Source organism: Microcoleus sp. S13C4, from assembly GCF_036700865.1.
GTDB lineage: Bacteria > Cyanobacteriota > Cyanobacteriia > Cyanobacteriales > Microcoleaceae > Microcoleus.
Genome location: NZ_JAUBPS010000053.1, coordinates 24,884 through 46,609 on the forward strand (window position 1 = coordinate 24,884; position 21,726 = coordinate 46,609).

Below are 21,726 nucleotides of genomic sequence, written 5' to 3' on the forward strand. Positions count from 1 at the left end.
GTTGAAAAATATTGAACTTGAGACTGTAGAATATCTGAGAACACCGGTTGCTATTCGTAAAAAGTGCGATCGGCTTTTTGATTTAGCCAGCCGGGACAAACTCCGCTACTTCCGCGTCGATTTATCCCAACTCGACAAAGCTGCAAATTATGTAATTGATACAACGCAGGAACAGTATCCCGATTTTAACATTCCATTTCACAGTCGCTGGCGACATTTTGAAGCCGGCAACTTGCCGCGCCTCGCCGAATTAAATGCAGCTTTAGCAGAATTTGCCCTCATAGAGCAAGCTAAGATCAAATTTGATTTAGCAATTGTCAGCGTTTTGCTCGATGCCGGTGCTGGTACAGATTGGCAGTATTGCGAACCAGAAACCGGGCTGATTTACTGCCGTTCTGAAGGGTTAGCAATAGCCAGCTTGCGGATGTTTTGTCAAGGTGTTTTTTCCAGCAATCCCGATTTCCCTTGGCAAGCTGATTCTCAGGGACTTTCTCAATTAAAACTAGAAACCTTAGCTGCTGGATTTCAGGTAAGTCGAGACAATCCGCTAGTTGGTTTAACAGGCCGATTAGAATTATTGCAGCGTTTGGGAAATGCGATTTGCCAGCATCCATTATTATTTGGTAGTGAAAACCCGCGCCCGGGCAATTTGGCAAAATACTTGCTAGACAATCGGGTTTCTGGAGTCAAAACTGTGTATGCTGCGGTCGTGTTGAGCGCTGTTTTGACAGGTTTTGGGGAAATTTGGCCGGGAAGATATGCAATTGGTGGCGTTAATTTAGGCGATGTGTGGCGGCATCGGGCTTTAACAGGAGAAAATCTGGGAGATGAATTCGTGCCGTTTCACAAACTCTCGCAGTGGTTGACTTATTCGCTGTTGGAACCGCTGCAAGAACTTGGTTTAGAAGTCGCGGGATTGGATGAGTTAACGGGATTGCCGGAGTACCGCAACGGCGGTTTGTGTTTGGATATCGGGCTGCTGCGGGCAAAAGATTCGGCTATTTTTGAGCAGACTTACTTGCCGGGTTCGGAAGTTATAGTAGAATGGCGATCGCTGACTGTGAATCTTTTAGATAAAATTGCCGCAGCTATTCGAGAAAAGCTGCATTTGAGTGCGACAGAATTGCCGCTGGTGAAGATTTTGCAAGGAGGAACTTGGGCGGCGGGGCGGAAAATTGCGGGCGAACTGAGGGCTGGTGGAGTACCGCCAATTCAGATTGAAAGTGACGGCACTGTGTTTTAGAAGGAAGAAGGAAGAAGGAAGAGGGAAGAAGGAAGAAGGAAGAGGGAAGAAGGAAGAGGGAAGAAGGAAGAAGGAAGAAGGAAGAGGGAAGAAGGAAGAAGGAAGAGGGAAGAAGGAAGAGGGAAGAAGGAAGAAGGAAGAAGGAAAATTATCCCATCTTCCTTTTTCAAACTCAAAATTCAAAATTCAAACCTGAAAACTATTCCTCACACTACACTCCCGACAAGCTGCTTACCGGCAAGTGCGATATTGGACGTGATAAACTAAACCGCGATGAGCCAAATCGAAGGAGTCAACGGTTGCCGTGCCGGCACCGCGGGCTGTCATCGAAGCATTTACTCGCATATTTACACTGTCGCCACAGCGAGACCAAACATTAGCTACAGTGGCTAAGCTATCTCGAACATTGTAGTTAGTTTCGCCGCTGAGATTCCGATTAAAAACTGGGCCGCGGGCTCCAGCGAAAAAGTATTCTGCTCGCAGGTTGCCTGTGGTTTTAGGAGCCACGTAGCCGCGGTAATCAGCATCGTAGATAGAAATTTGGTAGCCTTGGGGTACTTTGATGGGAATGCTCAGATTGCAGCTTTTTCGGGTTTCTGTTGAGATATTTCCCTGGGCTGCAAACTTATCAAATAGGATGGTGAGTTCTTGACCGTCGGGGCTGACGCTGACGCTGGCAGAGCGATCGGGGCAACCACTACCGCCATAGCTTGCACCTACAATTTGAACGGCAGGATTAGCCAAGGCGGGGCTAATAGAAGCAGTCATTAATGCCGTAGCTAGCAATAGTTTTACAAACTTCATGGATGTTCTCCTTAATAAGTTCAGTTGTGTGTTAAAAGCACCCTAAAAAATTGGAACTGACTTTAGGTAATGTTTTTTACACTTGGATCTTGCCGCCTTCATGTTGAAAGATGAAAAGCCAGTCAAGCCAAGCTTATGACCTCATGTGCAGTTTATATTCAGGTTTTTTCGATTAGTGAATTAATCGAAAAAATAGGTTTTCTGTTGATACTTCTTAAGATTCATATCTGTTGGTTAAAGTTCCGGAAGATTTCGGTGCGAAGATCCGGATCTGTGTTAATGGGCTTGGAGCGAGCGCGAGACACCGAAACCAGCGGGGAGGCTTTTGGACCCGGATCTGCCTTCTTAGGAAGAGTGCAGGAAGGAGAGGAAAGGAGAGAATGACATATTGGTGTATTTTCAAACCTCGGATAATTAGTGTCGCCCTGGGCGGATGAAAGGCAAGTGTAGAAGCAATTTTATTCGCGCGGTATTGGTGTTTTAAATAGGGGTGTCATATAAGTAGTCTTGGTCGCAGCGGCGCTAGAAACCGGGTTTTTTTCGCGTCAATAGTGCGTAACGGACTGATAAGTTAGAATAAAGCTAAAGCAGATTAATTGTTTAAAAACATGAGTGCTAAAGTTACTGTCATCGACCATCCTTTGATACAGCACAAGTTAACTCTAATGCGGCAAACTCAAACGAGCACGGCAAAATTTCGCCAACTGCTGAAAGAGATTGGAATGCTGCTAGCTTATGAAGTGACGCGAGATTTGCCGCTAAAATACGAACAAATAGAAACGCCGAGCGCCAAAATGAATGCACCGGTGCTGGCTGCAGAAAAGAAAATTGTTATTATTTCAATTATGCGCGCCGGTCAGGGACTGTTAGATAGTATTTTAGAGCTGATTCCGTCTGCGAGGGTAGGACATATTGGTTTGTACCGTGATCCGACAACTCGGATGGTGATCGAATATTATTTCAAAGTTCCGCAGGATATCCAACAGCGAGATGTTTTAATTGTTGATCCGATGCTGGCTACTGGTAATTCAGCAGTGGCGGCAGTGGATAGGCTTAAAGAAGTTAATCCGAAGTCTATTAAATTTTTGTGCTTGCTAGCGGCACCGGAGGGACTTAAGCACTTTCACGAACAACACCCTGACGTGCAGATTTATACGGCGGCAGTTGATGAGTGTTTAGACGAGCACGGCTATATTGTACCCGGCCTCGGAGATGCGGGCGATCGGCTTTACGGCACTCTGTGAATTCAATAAAATGATTTTGGGCTGTATATGCCAATACATTCATTAAAAAATAATTTAACTAACATAACTATTGGTTTGATAGTGCCATACAATGTAAATTGTAAGATTTTAATGTCAGGAAAAGCCTATATATAGCAAGGGTTGTAGGATTTTCTTACATTAAATTCGTAAATTGCATTATCTAGATGTATTTACTGCATCTTATGGGTAAAATCTCTGCCTTTAGTGTAATTAATCGCAGGAATTACTTCATAAGATAGATGTATGATGCTAACCGTTTGCGATCGACTACTAACATTTTTTGGACGAGGAAAAAAACAATGGAGACTACAGCAGAGAAAGAAGCCCCAACTCAGCCTGTTGAGGAAGTGAAAATCAACAATATCAACAGTTTGGAGTTTGAGCTTTGGGCTAAAGCGGTGAAACGGCAGATGATTGCAGCACTCTCTAAAAAGGGCGCGATTTGACATCTCTGGGTTTTTTGTGTGCAACTTGTGTTAATTAAATTAACAAAATTTTTGTCTGCATTGTTGTCCAAGAGCGATAAGTGGGGAGGGGAAGAGTTTTGAGATTGCGCCTCTTTCGGAGTTGCGGGAGGGGGAGAAGAAAGCATTTTCCTTATTCCTAGTTTTGGACCCACGGGTGGAAGGAAACCGGGTTTTTTTTACGAAAATACTTCTGTTGCAATCGGCAGAAATGGTAAAAAACCCCGGTTTCTTCGTGTTAAGAGTGCCTCCGGGACTTTTCCCTCTGCGGAAGGCTTTCTGCCAGATTACGATCGCTTGTCCACCGCTGCCAGCAAGCGCAGACTTCCGTCTTGAATCTGCACTGCTTTCACCGTTCCCACAGCAACTCTTTGTTGACCGTTAGCCATCGCTACCTCAATCTTAATCTTGGGGTCAGCCTGCAAGCCCAGCCGCCCCCAAAGCCACTTGACTTGAGTAGCAGGAAAAGAGCGCACTTCTACATCTGAAAAGGGCGAATTAACCCAACGGCTACCGTCGTAAAAACTCGCTACCTGCACCTGATACCAAACTTGTTCTCCTGCTAATTTTAACTCGTTGTTCGGTTCTGGTTCCAGCCAATCAGCGGGATTGACACTGCTAATTAAAGTAGCAGAACCCATAATTTGACTTTTGTGGTCTTCTAGATTTTCAGCCTGAGAAACTGCTTCCTCAAGTTTGTTGACCAAATTCCGAATTCGACTTCTTGTGTCGCTGTCGGTATCTGATTGCTGGTCGAGCCAATTCATCGCCTCGCGAGTTCCGTCTTGAGACGCTACAATCAGGGCGCCCCAAGCCTTGACATCGGCGTCAGCGGAATTCACTCTCAAGGCGGCGTCTACGCGGTTCCAGATCCGCCCGCTGTCCTTTTTGAGGGTTGTGGCAATTTCGTGACTGTTGCTCGGATCGGCTTCAAATACTTGCAAAGCTTCGCTCCAACGGCCGTCTATCAATTCTGCGAGAACTTGTTGACCGGGACTGGCCCAAGATGCAATCGCCTGAGCCCGAGTAATTTTAGCGTGAAATTCGATCGTTTCTAGCTGAGCTTGTGCGACTGCGGGCCAATTTTTGCCGGCTTTCCCCTTCGCCAAACGCATGACATTTAATGCTGGAGACCACAGCCCGCTTTTGGCAAGTCGCAGCCCATTTTTGTAAGTCTCGTCATTGAAAGCAATTTCTTCTAAAGAAATCGGCGTTAACTGAACGGGGTTCGGCAAAAATTTGCGCGGGCCAATTTGATAAAGGGTAAATTGCGGCTCTAAACCAACTGTTTGGTCGATCGTCAACTGCGGATTTGAACCCTTAACAATTTGTTGCCAATTCGGCGGTTGTCCAGCCGCACTCGCCCACTCCAACAGTGGCATTAAATGATTTTGGCTGGGGTTGTAGCGAACGACTTGTCCGTAGGGAATTTTCTTGTCGCCCTGCTTTAGTTGACCGCTGACATTAAACCAAATGCCGGAGGCGGGGGGCTTTCCGTCAAAGCGGCGCAGGTCTGTTAGGGGTAGCGGCTGATTCGAGGCTTGATTGTTAGATGTAGAGTCAGCTAAAGAAGCCATGACAAAAGATTCCGCAGGGCCTTCTAGATTCACAGAACTGGCTAACTGAAAATACTGCTGTTTATCGGAATCTGGATCGGGAAGTTGCACCCGCTTGTACACTCGAAGTTCGACAATTTGACGGCAAGGATTTTTGCAAACAGTAGAAGCATTAACCGTCCTTTCCACCATCACCGGCAAGAGCAAATCGGAAAGAGAATTATCGCCGGATTTATCAACCGGAAGCGGCAAGGCTTCTCCGGTTACGAATCCCAATTTGCGGACGCTGGCTTTGATTTGATCGAGAGTTTGGATCGAATCTCTGCTACCTGTAGGCAGGCGCGACCATCCCGGTACAAACTGAGAGATCAACTTGTTGCCGTTAGGATCGACAATTAGCTGATAACTCAGCCAAGCGCCGCCTCCCATTAAAGCTGCACAGCCACCCAAGATGCTGAGGGCTGTCAAATTAGCTATCAGTCTTTTCCAGGGATATCTGGCGCGAGTTGGGGGAGTAGGTATTAGAAGCTGGGACTCTTGAAGATTTTTGGGGCGTCGGGTTTGGCGGCGGCGTCTTGTCGGAGGAGGAGCAACTTTTCGATTTTCTGGGGGTTTGGCTCGATTTTTTGAGGGGTTAATTTTTTGTTCCATCGTCCCATTTAAGAATTTAGATTTTAGAATTTAGAGTTTAAAATTGCAATAGCCGATCGTACTGCCGACCTATGATATCCCAAGTGTATTGGCTTTCAACGAGCGATCGAGCGTTGACAGAGAGCTCCTGTCTTAGCTGCTGATTTTCAAACAAACTGGTGATCGCCTCAACATACTCCTGAACTTTGTTCGCCCGCAAGGCCCTTATCAGTTGTGGGCCGCCATCGACGGCTAAACCCTCCAAACCTCGATCGCTACCAACCACGGGAGTTCCCGCCGCCATCGCCTCCAAAGTTTTATTTTTAATTCCAAAACCAATCCGCATCGGCACCACACAAACAGCAGCTTGATGCAAATATTCTGCCACCCTTTGCACCCGGCCTACTACTTGAATTCCGGGAAGTTCCCCCAAGGCGAGCACTTCCGGGACTGGCGAGGCCCCGACAAGGGTGAGGGTAGCATCGGGATAGCGCTGCTGCAAAGGCGGCAGTATTTGCAAACTGAGAAACCGCGCTGCGTCAATATTGGGCAAATTGTTCATTGCGCCTGCAAAAATTAAGGTATGTCCTCCCGGATCGATCGACCGATACGGAAATTGAGTTAAATCTACGCCGTTAGGAATTACATCAATGGGAGGTACAAAAAAATCTTGTTTTCCTCGCACCCGAACCGGAGGCAACAGTAATTCTAGGAGTTGCTCTCTGTCTGTGGATGTTGTGGCAACAATCCGGGAGAATTTGGAACAGTAGCGTTTTTCGTAGCGGGCTAGTAGCGGTAAATTTAGTCGATCGCGCAGCGGTTTTTCCGAGGTTCCGGTTGCTAACATTTCCCTGCAAGTTCCCCAAACGGAACTGTGAATGTTTGCCACTGTCAGCACTTTTTGCCGCCATTCTGGACGCACGTAAATCTCGTTAACGCTATGCTCGCAGGTGACAGCATCGCATTTGTCTGCTGTTACCAATTCGTCTGCCCAATTCTGCATTGCTTGGGAGTAGCTTGAGAGTACGTTCGGAGGCGTCCCGAACAACAAAAATCGACTGAATCTGTGGAATTTTCCTATTATTTCAGAGAACCCCCCCTGGTTAAGGGGTTCCGGCAAAAAATCCCCATCGGGTTCTGGATCGAGTCTTAGCCCCCCCTTGACAAGGGGGGGTTGGGGGGGTACTTGCGGGCTAGGAAAAACTGCTAATTCTGTGACTTGCTGGCGCAATGCGTCGATTTGTGCGTCGGTGACATCGGGCGATCGCACAGTGCCGAGAATTACATCATGCCGCCGACTCAAGTATAGCAATAAATTAAACGTCCTTACCTGAGTTCCTCCGCGGCTTGGCGGATAGGGAAAAGTCGAGGAAAGCATCAAAATCTTCATGGGATGTGGAATAAATAAAGTTGCCGCTTGCGCGATAAAATTGATTGATAAAATCTTTTTAACAATCTTCGCACCTATGGACGAATTATCTGTTAAGGCGCTGCTCGAAGACTTGAAAAAGTCCGACGAAAGCGTGCGCGATCGGGCAACTACAGAACTCTGGCGCACTTGGTTTAACCAAAAGGGTGAGTATGGGATGCAAATTCTCAGGCGATCGCAAGTTTCACTGGATGCAGGCGATGTTAGCCACGCTTTGGATTTGCTGACGAAACTGATCTCCGAAGCGCCGGATTTTGCTGAAGCTTGGAACCGGCGCGCCGTACTTCACTATACCCAAGGCAATTATAAAAAGTCGATCCAGGACTGCGAAACCGTCCTCAAACTGAACCCGGTTCATTTTGGGGCGTTGCACGGTCTGGGTTTGTGCTACGCTGCCTTGGGAGAATACATAAATGCTATTCAAGCTTTTCGTCGCGCTTTGGAAATTCAACCGTTTGCTTTGGTGAATCAAAAGTTAATTCTCGAATGTACTGCTCGTTTGAGTTAAAATCAACTGTGGAGTGAAGGAAGAAGGAAGAAGGAAGAAGGAAGAAGGAAGAAGGAAGAAGGAAGAAGGAAGAAAATCAATGGTTTCAGGATTTTTTTGCAATCTTAAATCTCAAATCTCAAATTGTCTAAGTTAGTGCCGAAAATTAGCGTTTGCATTCCTACTTACAATCGAGTGCATCTGCTGGCTTGTGCGATCGCCAGCGTGCTAGATCAAACTTATACAGATTTTGAATTAATTATCTGTGATGACGGTTCTACTGACAGCACTCCTCTGTTGATGTCGGAATTTGTCGATCGCGGGATTCACTACATTCGCCACCCGCAGAATATCGGCAAGAGTAATAATATGCGATCGGGCTTTGCGGCAGCAAGGGGCGAATATTTTATCAAGTTTGACGATGACGATCGCCTCAGCGCGCAATTTCTAGAGCGGACATCTGCTATTTTAGATAAAGACCCCAGCATCGATTTTGTCAGTACAGATCACTGGGTGATCGACATTAACAATTATATTGACGAAAGCCAGACAAAGCTCAATTCGCAGCGCTGGGGGCGCACCGAGTTGTCGGCTGGAATTATTGAAAATTTGCTCTCCGCAGTTTTTCTGAGACAAAGTTTGCAAATAGGGGCAACTTTATTTCGCCGCCGCGCCCTGGAAGAAGTCGGATTTCTGCGGCCGAATTTGCAAAATTGCGAAGATAACGATTTGTTTGTAAGACTTGCGATTTCGGGCAAAAAATGCTATTACTTACCGGAGCTGTTGATGGAGTATCGATTTCACGCAGGACAGCAAGGAGTCGATCGGGCAATTCCGTATTTAAGTGATAAATTGCGCTATTTGACAGGCTACGAATTTGAGTCCGAGAAGTTGGAAAGAGTCAGGCTCCAAAGGATTGCCGAAACTCAATTAGCGCTCGGTTTGCGGCTGATTGAGGTGGGTGAAACTGCAAAAGGGCGCCTGATGGTGCGAGCTGGAAAGTCTGTTTCTACGGCGAAAATGTGGGCGGGTTTGGGATTGTCGCTGCTGCCCGTCGAGTTGCGTCCAAGGGCGTTTGAGTTTGTGCGGGAGTTGTTGAAACGGGAGTTGTGAAGGCGTAGGATTTCTACAGAATAGGCGGCCGTTTCAACCGCCAAGTCTGATTACTTTCACAATACTCCTGATTCTAATTGGTCTAGATAGATAAACTCAGGAGCTTTAACTCCCGCTTCCTCTCTAATTTTAACCAGTCTAGGCGACTCAAAAAACGCCCGAGCATCTGCGATTGATGTCCAGACTGAAAAATGAACAATTTTGTTGGGTTCATTTTCATACTTCAAGACTTGATACGAACGCTCGCCCGCCTCTTTTCGGATGCTTTCAGCATTATCAAATACCTTTTTCCAAGCTTCATAGTTTTCTACTTCATGAACGATTAATACATATTGCATACCAATCAGATTCTCCGAGAAATTCACAACTTCCAGGGTTCGGCTTCTTCCTCATCTAACTCTAGAAAAAACCCCTCAACATTCAGAACTTAAGCGTCATCAGACAGGGGCAGACAGTCTAAATAAACAGTCTGTTTCAAAATTTTTCCTACCAAATCTAACCGCTCTGACTCTGTTAATCGCTCAAAGGTATTCAAAATTTCTTCTACTAAAATAGTCAGAGCTTTTTCCCTAGACTGGCTTATAGCATAGCACAGGTTTTAAGTAGACCAACCTAAAAAGACATAACACCCAGCTCCCCGCACCACTTTAAGCCTGCGGGGTTATAACCTCGATCGCACTTTACGTTTAAAGTAGTAAACAGTGCCCGATCTAAGTTTTTCCTAAATATCGTGTCTATATTTTCTGAAATTCCGACTGTGTGGTTGCAAATTTCCCTCGTGGGAGTCTGGCTGGGCTTGATTTTACTGGTAGCTGAGGGCTTAAATCGCTTTACTTCTGTCGATGCTGAGGTATCGCGGAAGGTTGTTCACATCGGTACTGGAAATGTGATTTTGCTGGCTTGGTGGCTGGAAATACCCGGTTGGGTGGGGATTTCGGCAGGGGTTTTAGCAGGTGCGATCGCCCTAATTTCTTACCAAGTTCCGATTTTGCCCAGTCTTAACAGTATCAACCGGAAGAGTTGGGGGACTTTTTTCTATGCTGTTAGTATCAGCGTTCTCGTGGCTTGGTTTTGGCCGCTGCAACATCAGGAATACGCTGCTTTGGGCATTTTAGTCATGACTTGGGGCGACGGATTGGCTGCTGTCATCGGCCAGAAATACGGCAAACATATTTATCGAGTTGGGGGAATTCAGAAGAGTTGGGAAGGTTCTGCAACTATGTATTTGGTGAGTTTTGCGGTTAGCAGTTTGATTTTGCTGGCGGTTCAAGGCAATATTTGGCAAACTTGGGCGGTGTCGGCTGTTGTAGCTTTGGTTGCTGCTACTTTGGAGTCGGTTTCTAAGCTGGGAATTGACAATCTGACTGTGCCGATCGGCAGTGGGGCGATCGCCTTTTTCCTAAATCAATTTTTGATAATTAGTAATGTGTAATCTGAACTTCCCCCCACGAGGGCGTTGCTGAATACAGGTATGAATTCAAGATTCCGCAATTGCTATAAACCCTCGGAGAGTGAGTTTTGTAACTTCCGATCAAAGGTGATTCATACCGTGAATCAGTAACGCCCATTATCAATGGTCTAAGTCTCGTTAAAGCAGCCGACGTGCTTGTAAAATTTGTTGTTGCCATTGCTCGAAAGCGGGGATTTTTGAGCGATCGTCTGTTGGAAACATGGCTCTTATTTGCTCCATCAGCTCGATCGCCAGCGGTACGCCAAGCTGCAATTGTTCCAAAACCTCCCGCTGAGCAAAAACTGTTTCCGGTGTTCCTTCTAAAATCAATTTTCCTCGATCCATTACAAACACCCAATCTGCCCAGCGGTAGATGAAATCGAGGTCGTGACTTGCTAAAAGAATAGTGGTTCCGGCATTGTGAATTTGTTGGAGTAAACCGATTAGTTGTCGGGTGTGACGCGGATCGAGATAAGCGGTAGGTTCATCTAACAGCAGCAGTTTGGGCTTGAGAACCATGATATCGGCGATGGAAACCCGCTTTTTCTGCCCCAAACTGAGATTGTGAATTGGTTCGCGGGCGAGTTGACTTAAATCGAATTGCTCGATCGCCTGCTGCACCTGTTGAGCAATTTCGGATTCTCTTAAGCCTAAATTGTACAATCCATAGGAAATATCTTCTTCTACCGTCGAAGCTACTAATTGATGTTCGGGGTTTTGAAAGACGAGTCCGATTTGTTGGCGCAGTTGCATCAAAGATTTGCGATCGTAGCGAAAGGGTTCACCTTGCCAGCTAATGATTCCCTGTTGCGGTTGATATAAGCCATTTGCTAACAGAAAAAATGTTGTTTTGCCACAGCCATTTTGACCTATCAGCCCGCAGCGTTTCCCAGCGGGGACTTTTAGATTTAAACCCTGAATTGCTACTCGCGAACCGCAGGGATAGGAGTAGGAAGTGCGATCGAATTCGAGAATCCATTCAGACATATTCGTTATTTTTTATTTTTTATAGCCTTGTTCCCAGGCTCTGCCTGGGAATAAATACCCGGAGGCTATGCCTCCAATTACCGATTACCGATGAATGATTACCAATTACCGATTACCGATTTCCATTGTATTTGTGTCAGCCTATATCGGATTTTGACAACTGCCAAAGTTGAATTTCATAACAGAGATGCTGCTCAAAAAGTTTGCCCGCTTCCAATCCTTCAACCACCAGCTTCTTGAACCAGCGACGAAATATCCAGCGCAGGAATTTGTGGACTGGCGGAACTGTTATCGCAATTAAATCTGCAACATAGATCATTGTATTTAGTCCATATCTGCGGAAAGTATCGACATACAAATCAATTGTTGGCAAAATATGGGCGGAAATATCCTCAGTTTTTACTAAAGTGAATCCCGCCTGCTTTAATGCTGCATGAAGTTCCGTAACAACATGACAATTAGAGAACATTCCCTCTTTATAATTAGCATCAGATCGCAGCATATCAGCCAGCAAAACGTAACCGCCCTGATTGAGGATTTTGGCGGCACCGTTAGCAATATCAACAGCCGACATATACTGGCTACTTTCGCTAAAGAGAATAAGATCATAGAAATGGGTTGCTTTGAAGTCTTCAAACCTTGTGAGGTGGAAGATTGCCCGATCGCCCGTACACTTAAGAAAGCGCTGTTGTTGGAACGGATCGGGTGCGAGCCCTTCGACTGCAAAACCTCGATCGAGCAAATAAGCCGCATTTCCGCCAATCCCGCAGCCCACATCGAGTATCGTATGAGTGCCTTTGGGGATTGCATCCAACAGTTTTACAGTATAAGCTTGCTGAGCGAGGCGCAATCGTGCGATCGTTAGTTCGTCAGCGGGCACAGGTAGGGTTTCCCAATAGCCGTAGTGAAGGTAGGGCGAATCTGTCAGGCCCAAATAGTAATTAAGCGCTGCATTTTGGTAGCGAGTTACCTTGGAAATTTCGATGGATTTTGGCTGCGACATTCGGAAAATTTAGTAAGTTTTAGGATTTAGGGCAGAGTTGAAATTCTTCCCAGCGCTTGCATACTTGTTCATAGCACTCAACAGGAGAAATTGCCAAGTTTTGCAATAAATTGATATCAATCTGACCGTTGGCGATCGACAAAAATATAATTGCTTCCTTGGGTTCGTAGCCAGCAATGATTTGGAGCAAATTTGAAACAGTGTTTTCCTCTATTTCTAGTTGTTGCAAATAAACGGTTGCCTCCAAGTCGGAAATAAATAGCAGATCGTACTTGATAGTATCTACGCTCCAATTCACATAGCCGTTAATGGGAGTATTAATTTTGCAAGCAACCAAGCCCCGTCCTCGATGCAAAAAGCCATTCCAAGCAGTATGTCCGATCGGCAAAATATTCTGGTGAATAAACAAGTTTTGCCAGTAGCCAAAACTACCCTGCCAAACACTATCTTCAATTCGCATTTTTTTTCCATTAAAATAAGATATGCTTCAGAACACAGAGCAAATTACACCAGCGTTCATCTGTGTTTATCTGCGGATATCTGCGGTTAAAAAACCCCAATCCAATAATTTTAAAAATAATAAACTCACCATCATCCATACCTCGCAGATGAAAAACAACAGGTAAACAAATCGGCGGGCATCCTGACTCAGAGTTCCAACGATCTCATTACAGTTGCGGGACAGCGCCGGATTCGCACCGAACTTTCCCCCTTACGTCTGATGACTGTTCTCCATCAGAGCCGATCGATATACGGGAATATTACCACTATTTGGGATGTTTGACAAAAAACCGTCCGCCTATTCACCAAACTCAATATTTTCATACAAATCGGCTAGCGAAATTTCCACAGCAACAGATGTTAAAATCAGCCGATCGCCCATACAGCTATATTCCGAAAATATCCACTTATTCGCATCAGTTTTAGAGTATTGCTCCACCTGTAGCCGATATTGATCGATTAATAAATATTCCTGAAAACTAGGAATACTGCGATAAGCAGCAAACTTTTCATCGCGATCGTAAGCTCTAGTACCTTTAGACAGCACCTCAGCAATGAGCAGCGGATTCGTAATTGTATCCGTCCGTCCAGATTGCAACTCGATCGGGCGCGCTACCACCATCACATCCGGGTAAGTGTAATTATTAAGCTGCGGAACCCAAAGCCGCTGATCCGATGCAAAAATACTGTAAGGTTTACCCTTGAGACTCACCCTCAAAATAGCATTTAAGATGCTGGTAATTTCATTGTGATTCGGTGCGCCACCAGCCATCAGAACAATCTCCCCATTTATAAATTCATGCCGATCCTGAGAATTGATTTCCAATTCTAGATATTCCTCAGCCGTGTAGGTTTTGGTTTCAACTTGCGCGATCATACACAACGCTCTCCTTTAATCTACTCATTTCAGTTTATCTTAAAATTCCTGCTAATCCAACAGAAAAGTAGATTTTAATCATGCTCAAAAACAGGCAAGATGCCTGTTCGACAAAGAGGGAATTTTATTGTGGGGCGGGCATCCTGCCCGCCCCTAAAAGGCTTATTAAGAATGTGCAAGATGTGAGTGCGATCGCACTTAACAAACTTACCGCAGCGGGACAAAGTTATAGCCAGTGCTTCCTCCTTGTTTAACTTGCACTAAAATCGGCTTACCAGCCCGATCGCCCGTGGGCAAAAACTTCACATCCTCGCTTGATCCCGGTGTTGAGAAATTCGGATTTCTGAGTGCTTGTTGCAAGCCTTCCCGCGTATTGCTTTGCCGCAAGCCAGCGATGACAGCTTGAGTCGCATCAAAACTCATTGCTGTCCGCCAATTTACTACTCCTCCCCAGCGCTGACTGGCATTTTTTGGGAAAGTGCTGCCGGGATTAGTTTCGGGATGCCAGGAAACAGCCAAAACAAGCCCGTCAATGTCTTTTTGCCCGTCTTTGAGCGTTTGAAAGGTGTAAAGAGTTGAACTGCCGTAAAGCGCCAATTTGCCTTGATTTGCACGGGCTAGATCGATCGCGCGATCGAGGCGCTCGATGTAGGGTGCTAGCATCAATCCTTCTGCTCCTTTGCTAACAGCATCGGCAATGGCATTGCTGGGATTAAATGTTGGCGCTGACAAGTCGCAGACAATAGGAACTAATCTGCCGGCTGATGCTGAAAGAGAGGCAATAAATTCATCCTTAAATGAAGCGCTGCCAGCAGCTTGAGAGTCGTAGCAGAAGGCAATATTGGCTTTGCCTGCTTGTTTGACGATATACTCTGCTAAAGGAGCAGTCGTCGAGCCACTATTTAGCACAGTCCGAAAAATATAGCTGCCAAAACCTGACAAATTATTCGTACTGCTGGTAGGTGTCACCATCACCAGTTTATTTTCCTGATAAATTGGAGCGGCCGCTAAAGACGCAGTGCTGTCATTGTGTCCGATTACCGCTAGAATTTTCTGGTCATTTGCTAATGCTGCTGCAACTTCTTTGGCAACTTCTGGACGGTTATTGTCATTGACAATTTCCACTTGCAAACCGACACCGTTAATTCCTCCCCTAGCGTTGATTTCATCTTGAGCTTGGGCGACACCTCGGAGGATTTCTTGGGCGATGTTGGGGTTGCTGCCGCTCGGCACGCTGACGGCAATTTTCAGAGAAGTGCGATCGCTTACTCTCGCATTATTCAAATAGATTACCGTTTCCGGATCGTTGCGATTTTGTTGCAGCGAAGCCTGAAATTTTTGAACAGCTTCTTTGTAATCTCCTTTGGCAAAAGCTGTAACGCCTGCTTGCTTTTCGGCTGTTGTTTGCGATGTCAGCAATATCTGATTTCCTAAACTCATGCGAGTTGCGATCGCACCCGATGGACTCGTCCCCGATGGACTCGTTCCCGATGTAGGTGTATCTGAACTTTTGGATGCGAATAAACCGGGAAGTAACTTGTATGCGCCAAACCCAATTAAGCCGAAAATGATTATAAAAACAATGGGTGGCGGACTTTTTCTTTTGTTAGTATCTTGATACATGATTTGTTCTCCTTATTTTGATATTGTTTGGAGGCTCTTCCTCCGGGTACGCATTCCCTGGCAGAGCCTGGGAACAAGAATAATTAGTTTGATCGCACGAAAGCAAACTTACCGCAGCGGGACAAAGTTATAGCCAGTATTTCCTCCTAATTTAACTTGCACTAAAATCGGCTTCCCCGCCCGATCGCCCGTGGGCAAAAACCTCACTTCTTCGCTTGATCCTGCTGTCGAAAAACTCGCATTTCTGAGTGCTTGTTGCAATCCTTCCCGCGTATTGCTTTGCCGCAAGCCAGCGATGACAGCTTGAGTCGCATCAAAACTCGTTGCGGTTCGCCAATTCACAATTCCTCCCCAGCGGCGGCGGGCATTTTCTGGGAAAGGGCTGCCGGGATTGGTTTCTGGATGCCAAGGAACGGGCAATACTAAGCCGTTAACGTCGCTTTGCCCTTCTTTTAAAGTTTGAAAGGTGTAGAGCGTAGTGCTGCCGTATAGTGGCAATTTGCCTTGATTGATGCGAGCCAGAGAGATGGCACGATCGATGCGATCGATGTGGGGTGCTAGCATCAATGCTTGTGCTCCTTTGCTGACAGCATCGGCGAGGGCAACGTTGGGATTAAAAGAGGGTATTGAAAAGTCGCAAACAGTGGGAACTAATTTGCCACCAGCAGCAGTAAGAGAGGCAACAAATTCATCTTTAAATGATATGTTATCGGGTGCTTGGGAGTCATAACAAACCGCAATATTAGTTTGGCGTTCTGTTTTAACTACATATTCTGCTAAAGGAGCAGCCATGACGCTAATATTGGGGACTGTGCGAAATATGTAGCTGCCAAATCCAGAGAGATTATTGGCAAAGCTCGTCGGTGTCACCATTACCAGTTTTTCTTGCTGATATATCGGAGCAGCTTCGAGAGATGCGTTGCTAGCATTGTGTCCAATTACTGCTAATATATTCTGATCTTGTGCCAATGTCTTTGCAACTTCTCTGACCACTTCTGGACTGTTGTCATCGTTGACAATTTCTACTTGCAGTTTGGCGCCGTTGATGCCACCGCTAGTATTGATTTCATCCTGAGCTTGGGCGACTCCCCGGAGGATTTCTTGGGCGACATTGGGGTTGCTACCAATGGGGACGCTGACAGCAATTTTTAAGGGAGAACCTTTGGTGGCTGTGGCCTTATTCAAATAAATAATGGCATTATTCAAATAAATAATGGTTTCGGGATCGTTGCGATTTTGTTGCAGCGAATCCTGAAAATTTTTGACGGCTGCTTGGTAATCTCCCTTGACAAAAGCTTGAACGCCGGCTTGTTTTGCTGCTGTTGTTTGGGATGTCAGCAATATCTGATTTCCTAAACTGATGCGATTTGCTATCGCTCCCGATGTATCTGAGCTTTTTCCCTTGAATAAACCGGGAACGAACTTGTATGCGCCAAACGCAATTAAGCCGAGAATAATAAAAACAATAGGCGGCGGACTTTTTGTTTTGTTAGTATCTTGAGACATAATTTGTTCTTCTTATTGCGATATTGTTTGGTGTTTGGATGCAGAGCCTCCGGGTATTCCCAGGCAGAGCCTGGGAACGATAAAATAACCTACAATTCTCGGTCAATTCCTATTCTCCTTAACTGGTAAAACGTGCGGTTGATTGTACAAATTAAGTTCTAGCAGTCGGCGAGAAATCTCGTCGTCCAGCATCATGTTGTCGAGGTCTGCCGTCAGTTTTTCAGCCGGATTTTCCGATAATTCGACTAAGGCATTGGTTTGCAAGTAGCGCTTGTGGATGGATGACTGTGCCTCTTCAAATTGCGATTGCGCTGAATCTGTACTGACGCTGCCGTTCACTTTAGCGATATCCGCTAATGCCTCATTTACTTCTGACAAATCTTTGAGGTTTTGCAGTTCCATTTTGTAAGTTTCTAAACGCTGGCGTTCGCGATTCAATTTATCCTTATTTGCTATCAAAATTTGTTCGGATTGAGCAACTTGTCCTGCTAATGTTGGCAGCAATTTGTCAATGGCGATCGCTTTTCCCATCGCTAAACGTGCGGCTGCTTCATTGCCGTGATAATTAGCTAGAGTTGCCTGCTGTTCTAGTTGCATAAATTCTTGACGTTTGCTGTCATATTTCTGTTTTGCTTGTTGATAACTTGCAGAAATTTTGGCAACAGATTCAGTTAACTTAAGCACCGACTGCTGCATGGAGTGCAGCGATTCTTGGGCAACTTGCACCGCCATTTTGCTGTCAGATTCAGGGGACAATCCCCACAGCCAATTCCACACGGCTTTAAGTTTGTAACTGCCGCGATTGCCCAACAGCCCGTGAATTAATTTGAGTGCTGCCAGCGCCGCTATACCCAACACAATAAAAGCCGTCGGGTTGGGATTATTTTTCTGTGGTTTTTGTTGAGTCATTTGGCATTCTCCTTGATGAGTTTACTCGGCCATTTTTGGTGTGAATCGAGCAAGTTATGTCGGCGAAAAATATAGTTATCCAGCAGCCTCATGTTTGTGTTTGGAGTGATAACCAGAGAACACTGACACCAACTTGAATCAATTTCAATTGAATACTGTTAACATAATCAAACAAGCTACGCTGAAAGTCAATTCATATAATTCATTGATTGATCTCATAAAAGTCATCATATTCGAGTTCATAAAAGTCATATTTAAAAAAATGTTGCAATTAATCCTTGTACTTCTACAACAGCCTGTTGCGATACTGCTATGGTAAATTCATCTGTTTTTGTGCAACTATAAATGGCATAGTCTTGTACCTCTAATTGTCTTAACTGTAAAGTTGCAGCATTTAATTGCTGAGTTCCCAGTTGCAGATAGACTCTGGCTTGAGAGGACAAGTTTTGGGGGCGATCAGATTTCCGCTGAGTCCGAGATCCTTAAGTTTAGTCAAAGATTGCAATGGTTTAATGTCGCTGATTTTATTGTTGCTGAGATTGAGTAAAGTCAGGTAAGTCAAGGATTGCAATGGTTTAATGTCGCTGATTAGATTGGTGCTGAGTTCGAGAAAAGTCAGGCTAGTCAAGGATTGTAAGGGTTGGATGTTGCTGATTTGATTGTTTATGAGTTGGAGATAATCCAGTTCAGTCAAGGATTGTAAGAGTTTGATGTCGCTGATTTTATTGTTGCTGAGGCAGAGATAAAACAGGTTAGTCAAGGGCTGCAAGGGTTTAATGTCACTGATTTTATTGTCCCTAATGACGAGCAAATTCAGGTTAGTCAAAGATTGCAAGGGTTTAATGTCACTAATTTGATTGTTGTCGAGGGAGAGTTCAGTCAGGTTAGTCAAAGATTGCAATGATTGAAGATCGTTGATTTCATTTCGGCTGAGGTCTAGTTCAGTCAGTTTAGTCAAAGATTCCAAGGGTTTGATGTCGCTGATGTCATTGTTATCGAGGTCTAGTTTTGTGAGACTTGAAAGTTTCTGATTAGCCGCATCGCACTCAGTAGTCTTAGATTTCCGCAACAACACTTCAACAGTATGTTTAGCTTCAGGACTCAGAGAAGCTTTTTCGCGACATCAATCACCAAATGTTTTGTTTGCGCTTTGCGTTTCTGCTGCTAAAACCGAAAGTCCATTTCCACATGATCCGAGACCGATCGCACTAAAAGCAACTACCACCATCAACCTTGACAAATTCACGTATTTCTGTATAACCATAAACGTCATAATCTTGCACCTCTAATTCTCTGAACAGTAAAGTTTTAGACAAAAAGCTTTCAGAGAGGACAACCGTCCTCTCTACAAAGTGCACAAATCAACTCAAATATCTAACAATTCACCAAATGCCGAATCAATATCAATCTCAGCAACAGCCACAGACAGAGAAACTGGTGAATGATTAGGAGACTCCGGTGACTTCACCGAATGCACTTTTGCTACTGGTGATTCGGCCACAGGTTCCACAACAACAGACTTAGATTTTTTGACATTAATTACAGGTGATTGTGCTCCATTTTCTCCATTTTTACTGGTTTCATTCCGCAGCAACATTGCCATCAAACCGTCCAGCAAACCCCCACTACCGCCATTACCATTGACTGTGACATCGGGAACAACGCGAACGCTACCATCCGAAACCGCTTGCATCAGTTGCAACAGCGTGTAACTCTGCGTACCCAAAGCGTTGACACCAACTTGATAAACATCCGCTTTTGCTTGTCCCATCAGCCGAATCCCTTCTGCTTCACCACTTGCGTGTTCGATCGCAGCAGTTGCACTCAGTTGAGCAATTTTCACCCCTTGTTCTGCCGCCACCACCTGATTTTGAATGTTGGCGATCGCAGTTGCGCGCACCAATTCTTGACGCTGTGACTCTGAAATGCGCTGTACTTCGTAGGTTTTCTCCTGTTCCTGAGCAATTTTGCGATCGGTCAATGTTTGCATTAACTCTCCTGGTGGCGAAATCAAACCGATCAGGGTGTCCACAGCTTGCACATCGTAGGCCCGCAATGCTTGACGCACGTGTTCTGCCGCCTCTGCTTGGCGCTCGCTGCGCGCGATCAGAAAATCGAGTATTGTATATTCTTGAGCCGAATTCCGAAAGTAATTGCCCACAATGGGACGCAGCACTTGGTCAATCAGATTCTGCATGGAACCTTGCCGCGAAATGACTCTTGGTGCATCCAAAGTACCGACATGAATGATCTGAAAAACTTCTAACTCAAAGGTAAATCCGTCAAAAGAAAGTAATTTCAAAGCACTTAACTTGGAGTCGTAGCCGTGTTCTCCGCTGAACCGCGATGTGAAGTTTAAAACTACATCGGTAGTGGGAACAAGTTCGACTTTCATCACTTTTGTATTGATGGGATGTTTGCCGGGGTAAAGCGGTTCGACCCACACACCTTTATCGCCTTTATTGACAAGATTGCCGTGGGTAAAAGCGACGCCGCTTACATCTTGGTGCGATTTTCCCACATAGGAAATTACGACGCCTACATAGCCGATCGGCACTTCGGTCATTTTGACCTGTTCAACTTGCACAAACCAGGGATTCAGGTTCCAAGAACCGGATAAAATTACTTGTTCTTGCAAGCCCCTGCGCCCGCCACCCTTGATGAAAGATTGTGCTTTTTGGAAATTGTCGTGACCGGGAATTATCGGCCCGGCAATTTCACCTTCATCAATCGGAATCCCGTCTAGCACGTTCGCAATTCCCACGCGATCGGGATCAAGTTTGTATAGTTGAAGTTCCGCAGGTTCCATACCTTTTGCAGCGGCATTAGCTGAAGTAATTACCTCAAATACAGCCGTATTGATCCGATAAGTACCAGTTGTAATAATTGCTAGTTGCCGTCCTTTTTCTCCACCGTCGGTGAGGAATTTGCGGGCATTTTGGAAATTGTCGCAATCGACGACTTTGCCTAAAATGCGATCGGGAGGAATCGTGGCTCCGTCATTGGCAATAATTAAACCGATTTCATCTTGAGGAACGACAACAACTGGTTCTTTGCGAATGCTATATTGCCAGGGAAAATAACCAAAATGCCAGCCGGGAGGAAGGGTATCTGCTTGCAAACCTCCTTCGCCATCGAGAGCAATCAATCTACTGGATGGTAAGTTTTTGCTGGAGAATTTCTTGACTACAATTCCTACTTCTCGTTCGCCGATCGCGATCAAGCCTAAAGTCCAACCAATTTTGGGGATAAAGATGAAAACCAGGAACATTGCGCCGACGGGATAAATCCAAATCGGGATGCTAAACCCTTCTTCTGGCAATGGTTGGACTTCTTGGGGTTGCGGAGGTGGCGATTTGACTTGTGCAGAAGTTGGTGGGGCGATCGCGCCTGCTAGTGCGATCGTTGTTGCTAAGGATACTGTTAGGGGTAAAAGTTTGCGAAACCAACCTGTTAACTTAGTCATATTTTTCTACCTGATTTAATCTAAGATGTACCGAAGAGTTGTTATCTACAATCAGTATTCAACTAATTTCTTTGAACGTCAATTCATATAATTCATTAATTTAGTTCATAAAAGTCATATTTATAAGAGTTGTGTCATAAAGTGCGAGCGTTTGTACTCGAAAATGAGCGTAAGATATCTCTCGCCCAATATTGGAAATGGAAGGCGAGCGCACTTTTTGACAGATTGTGCGCTCGCCCTTATGCAAATCCTGCCCGCTAAACCAACGAGAATACGAGAATTATCAACAATAGTCTTGGACGTGTGCGTGGGCAGAAACGGGGTTTTTTGCGACATTAGACCTCTTGCGAAAGTGCGCTCGTTCTAGGTAAAATAAAAGAAAAAATTAGATTAATAATATGAATTACGAACAA

General features: G+C 45.3%; 20 protein-coding genes and 1 riboswitch. Of the genes, 7 read left to right on the plus strand and 13 right to left on the minus strand.

The annotated features are described in order from the left end of the window. The first annotated feature begins 1 nt into the window (after position 1). Positions 2–1,243, plus strand: coding sequence for a URC4/urg3 family protein (locus QT996_RS20470; RefSeq protein WP_333048586.1), 1,242 nt, complete (start codon positions 2–4; stop codon positions 1,241–1,243). Continuing rightward, positions 1,224–1,439, plus strand: coding sequence for a hypothetical protein (locus QT996_RS20475; protein WP_333048587.1), 216 nt, complete (start codon positions 1,224–1,226; stop codon positions 1,437–1,439). The genes QT996_RS20470 and QT996_RS20475 overlap by 20 nt, the downstream gene beginning before the upstream one ends. Positions 1,440–1,474: 35 nt before the next feature. Here QT996_RS20475 and QT996_RS20480 read toward each other — a convergent pair whose 3' ends face one another. Continuing rightward, entirely contained in the window at positions 1,475–2,047 is a 573-nt protein-coding gene (locus QT996_RS20480; protein ID WP_333048588.1) for a DUF4360 domain-containing protein, read from the minus strand. A 608-nt stretch (positions 2,048–2,655) separates the two neighbouring features. On the opposite strand from QT996_RS20480, the gene upp reads away from it, so the two are divergent. Beyond that, positions 2,656–3,291 carry a uracil phosphoribosyltransferase gene (gene upp / locus QT996_RS20485; RefSeq protein ID WP_333048589.1) on the plus strand — a complete coding sequence of 212 codons (636 nt, stop codon included), beginning with the start codon at positions 2,656–2,658 and terminating at the stop codon, positions 3,289–3,291. Between the two features lie 320 nt (positions 3,292–3,611). Continuing rightward, the gene (locus tag QT996_RS20490; RefSeq protein ID WP_333048590.1) at positions 3,612–3,758 is read left to right on the plus strand and encodes a hypothetical protein; all 147 of its coding nucleotides are present in this window, start codon (positions 3,612–3,614) and stop codon (positions 3,756–3,758) included. A gap of 305 nt (positions 3,759–4,063) precedes the next feature. Here the strand turns inward: QT996_RS20490 and QT996_RS20495 are convergent, their stop codons facing one another. Together QT996_RS20495 and QT996_RS20500 are read right to left on the minus strand one after the other, a co-directional pair. Continuing rightward, positions 4,064–5,983 carry a hypothetical protein gene (locus QT996_RS20495; protein WP_333048591.1) on the minus strand — a complete coding sequence of 640 codons (1,920 nt, stop codon included), beginning with the start codon at positions 5,981–5,983 and terminating at the stop codon, positions 4,064–4,066. 37 nt (positions 5,984–6,020) lie between these two features. Further along, the gene (locus QT996_RS20500) at positions 6,021–7,352 is read right to left on the minus strand and encodes a glycosyltransferase family 4 protein (protein WP_333048592.1); all 1,332 of its coding nucleotides are present in this window, start codon (positions 7,350–7,352) and stop codon (positions 6,021–6,023) included. Positions 7,353–7,428: 76 nt separating this feature from the next. On the opposite strand from QT996_RS20500, the gene QT996_RS20505 reads away from it, so the two are divergent. Then, complete coding sequence (locus QT996_RS20505; RefSeq protein WP_333048593.1) at positions 7,429–7,899, plus strand: tetratricopeptide repeat protein; 471 nt, start codon at positions 7,429–7,431, stop codon at positions 7,897–7,899. 135 nt (positions 7,900–8,034) lie between these two features. Then, the gene (locus QT996_RS20510) at positions 8,035–8,991 is read left to right on the plus strand and encodes a glycosyltransferase (protein ID WP_333048608.1); all 957 of its coding nucleotides are present in this window, start codon (positions 8,035–8,037) and stop codon (positions 8,989–8,991) included. A 56-nt stretch (positions 8,992–9,047) separates the two neighbouring features. On the opposite strand, the gene QT996_RS20515 is transcribed toward QT996_RS20510, so the two are convergent. Continuing rightward, positions 9,048–9,329 carry an antibiotic biosynthesis monooxygenase gene (locus QT996_RS20515; protein WP_333048594.1) on the minus strand — a complete coding sequence of 94 codons (282 nt, stop codon included), beginning with the start codon at positions 9,327–9,329 and terminating at the stop codon, positions 9,048–9,050. A gap of 392 nt (positions 9,330–9,721) precedes the next feature. On the opposite strand from QT996_RS20515, the gene QT996_RS20520 reads away from it, so the two are divergent. Further along, positions 9,722–10,423 (plus strand): diacylglycerol/polyprenol kinase family protein, encoded by a 702-nt coding sequence (locus QT996_RS20520; protein ID WP_333048595.1) that lies wholly within the window; start codon positions 9,722–9,724, stop codon positions 10,421–10,423. Positions 10,424–10,579: 156 nt separating this feature from the next. On the opposite strand, the gene QT996_RS20525 is transcribed toward QT996_RS20520, so the two are convergent. From QT996_RS20525 to QT996_RS20565, 9 genes are all read right to left on the minus strand, one after another. Beyond that, positions 10,580–11,428 (minus strand): ABC transporter ATP-binding protein, encoded by an 849-nt coding sequence (locus tag QT996_RS20525; protein WP_333048596.1) that lies wholly within the window; start codon positions 11,426–11,428, stop codon positions 10,580–10,582. Positions 11,429–11,564: 136 nt separating this feature from the next. Beyond that, positions 11,565–12,431: a methyltransferase domain-containing protein gene (locus QT996_RS20530; RefSeq protein ID WP_333048597.1), complete on the minus strand. Its 867-nt coding sequence runs from the start codon at positions 12,429–12,431 to the stop codon at positions 11,565–11,567. 19 nt (positions 12,432–12,450) lie between these two features. After that, complete coding sequence (locus tag QT996_RS20535; RefSeq protein WP_333048598.1) at positions 12,451–12,891, minus strand: hypothetical protein; 441 nt, start codon at positions 12,889–12,891, stop codon at positions 12,451–12,453. A 156-nt stretch (positions 12,892–13,047) separates the two neighbouring features. Continuing rightward, positions 13,048–13,192, minus strand: a riboswitch (cobalamin riboswitch). A gap of 38 nt (positions 13,193–13,230) precedes the next feature. After that, positions 13,231–13,809 carry a Uma2 family endonuclease gene (locus tag QT996_RS20540; RefSeq protein WP_333048599.1) on the minus strand — a complete coding sequence of 193 codons (579 nt, stop codon included), beginning with the start codon at positions 13,807–13,809 and terminating at the stop codon, positions 13,231–13,233. A 207-nt stretch (positions 13,810–14,016) separates the two neighbouring features. Next, positions 14,017–15,432, minus strand: a complete 1,416-nt coding sequence (locus QT996_RS20545) for an ABC transporter substrate-binding protein (protein WP_333048600.1) — start codon at positions 15,430–15,432, stop codon at positions 14,017–14,019. A gap of 108 nt (positions 15,433–15,540) precedes the next feature. Next, a complete protein-coding gene (locus QT996_RS20550) occupies positions 15,541–16,938 on the minus strand; it encodes an ABC transporter substrate-binding protein (RefSeq protein WP_333048601.1) in 1,398 nt (465 codons plus the stop codon). Positions 16,939–17,040: 102 nt separating this feature from the next. Then, the gene (locus tag QT996_RS20555; protein WP_333048602.1) at positions 17,041–17,847 is read right to left on the minus strand and encodes a PspA/IM30 family protein; all 807 of its coding nucleotides are present in this window, start codon (positions 17,845–17,847) and stop codon (positions 17,041–17,043) included. 394 nt (positions 17,848–18,241) lie between these two features. Beyond that, positions 18,242–18,916 carry a leucine-rich repeat domain-containing protein gene (locus QT996_RS20560; RefSeq protein ID WP_333048603.1) on the minus strand — a complete coding sequence of 225 codons (675 nt, stop codon included), beginning with the start codon at positions 18,914–18,916 and terminating at the stop codon, positions 18,242–18,244. 297 nt (positions 18,917–19,213) lie between these two features. Further along, complete coding sequence (locus QT996_RS20565) at positions 19,214–21,313, minus strand: SPFH domain-containing protein (RefSeq protein WP_333048604.1); 2,100 nt, start codon at positions 21,311–21,313, stop codon at positions 19,214–19,216. Positions 21,314–21,726 lie beyond the last annotated feature (413 nt).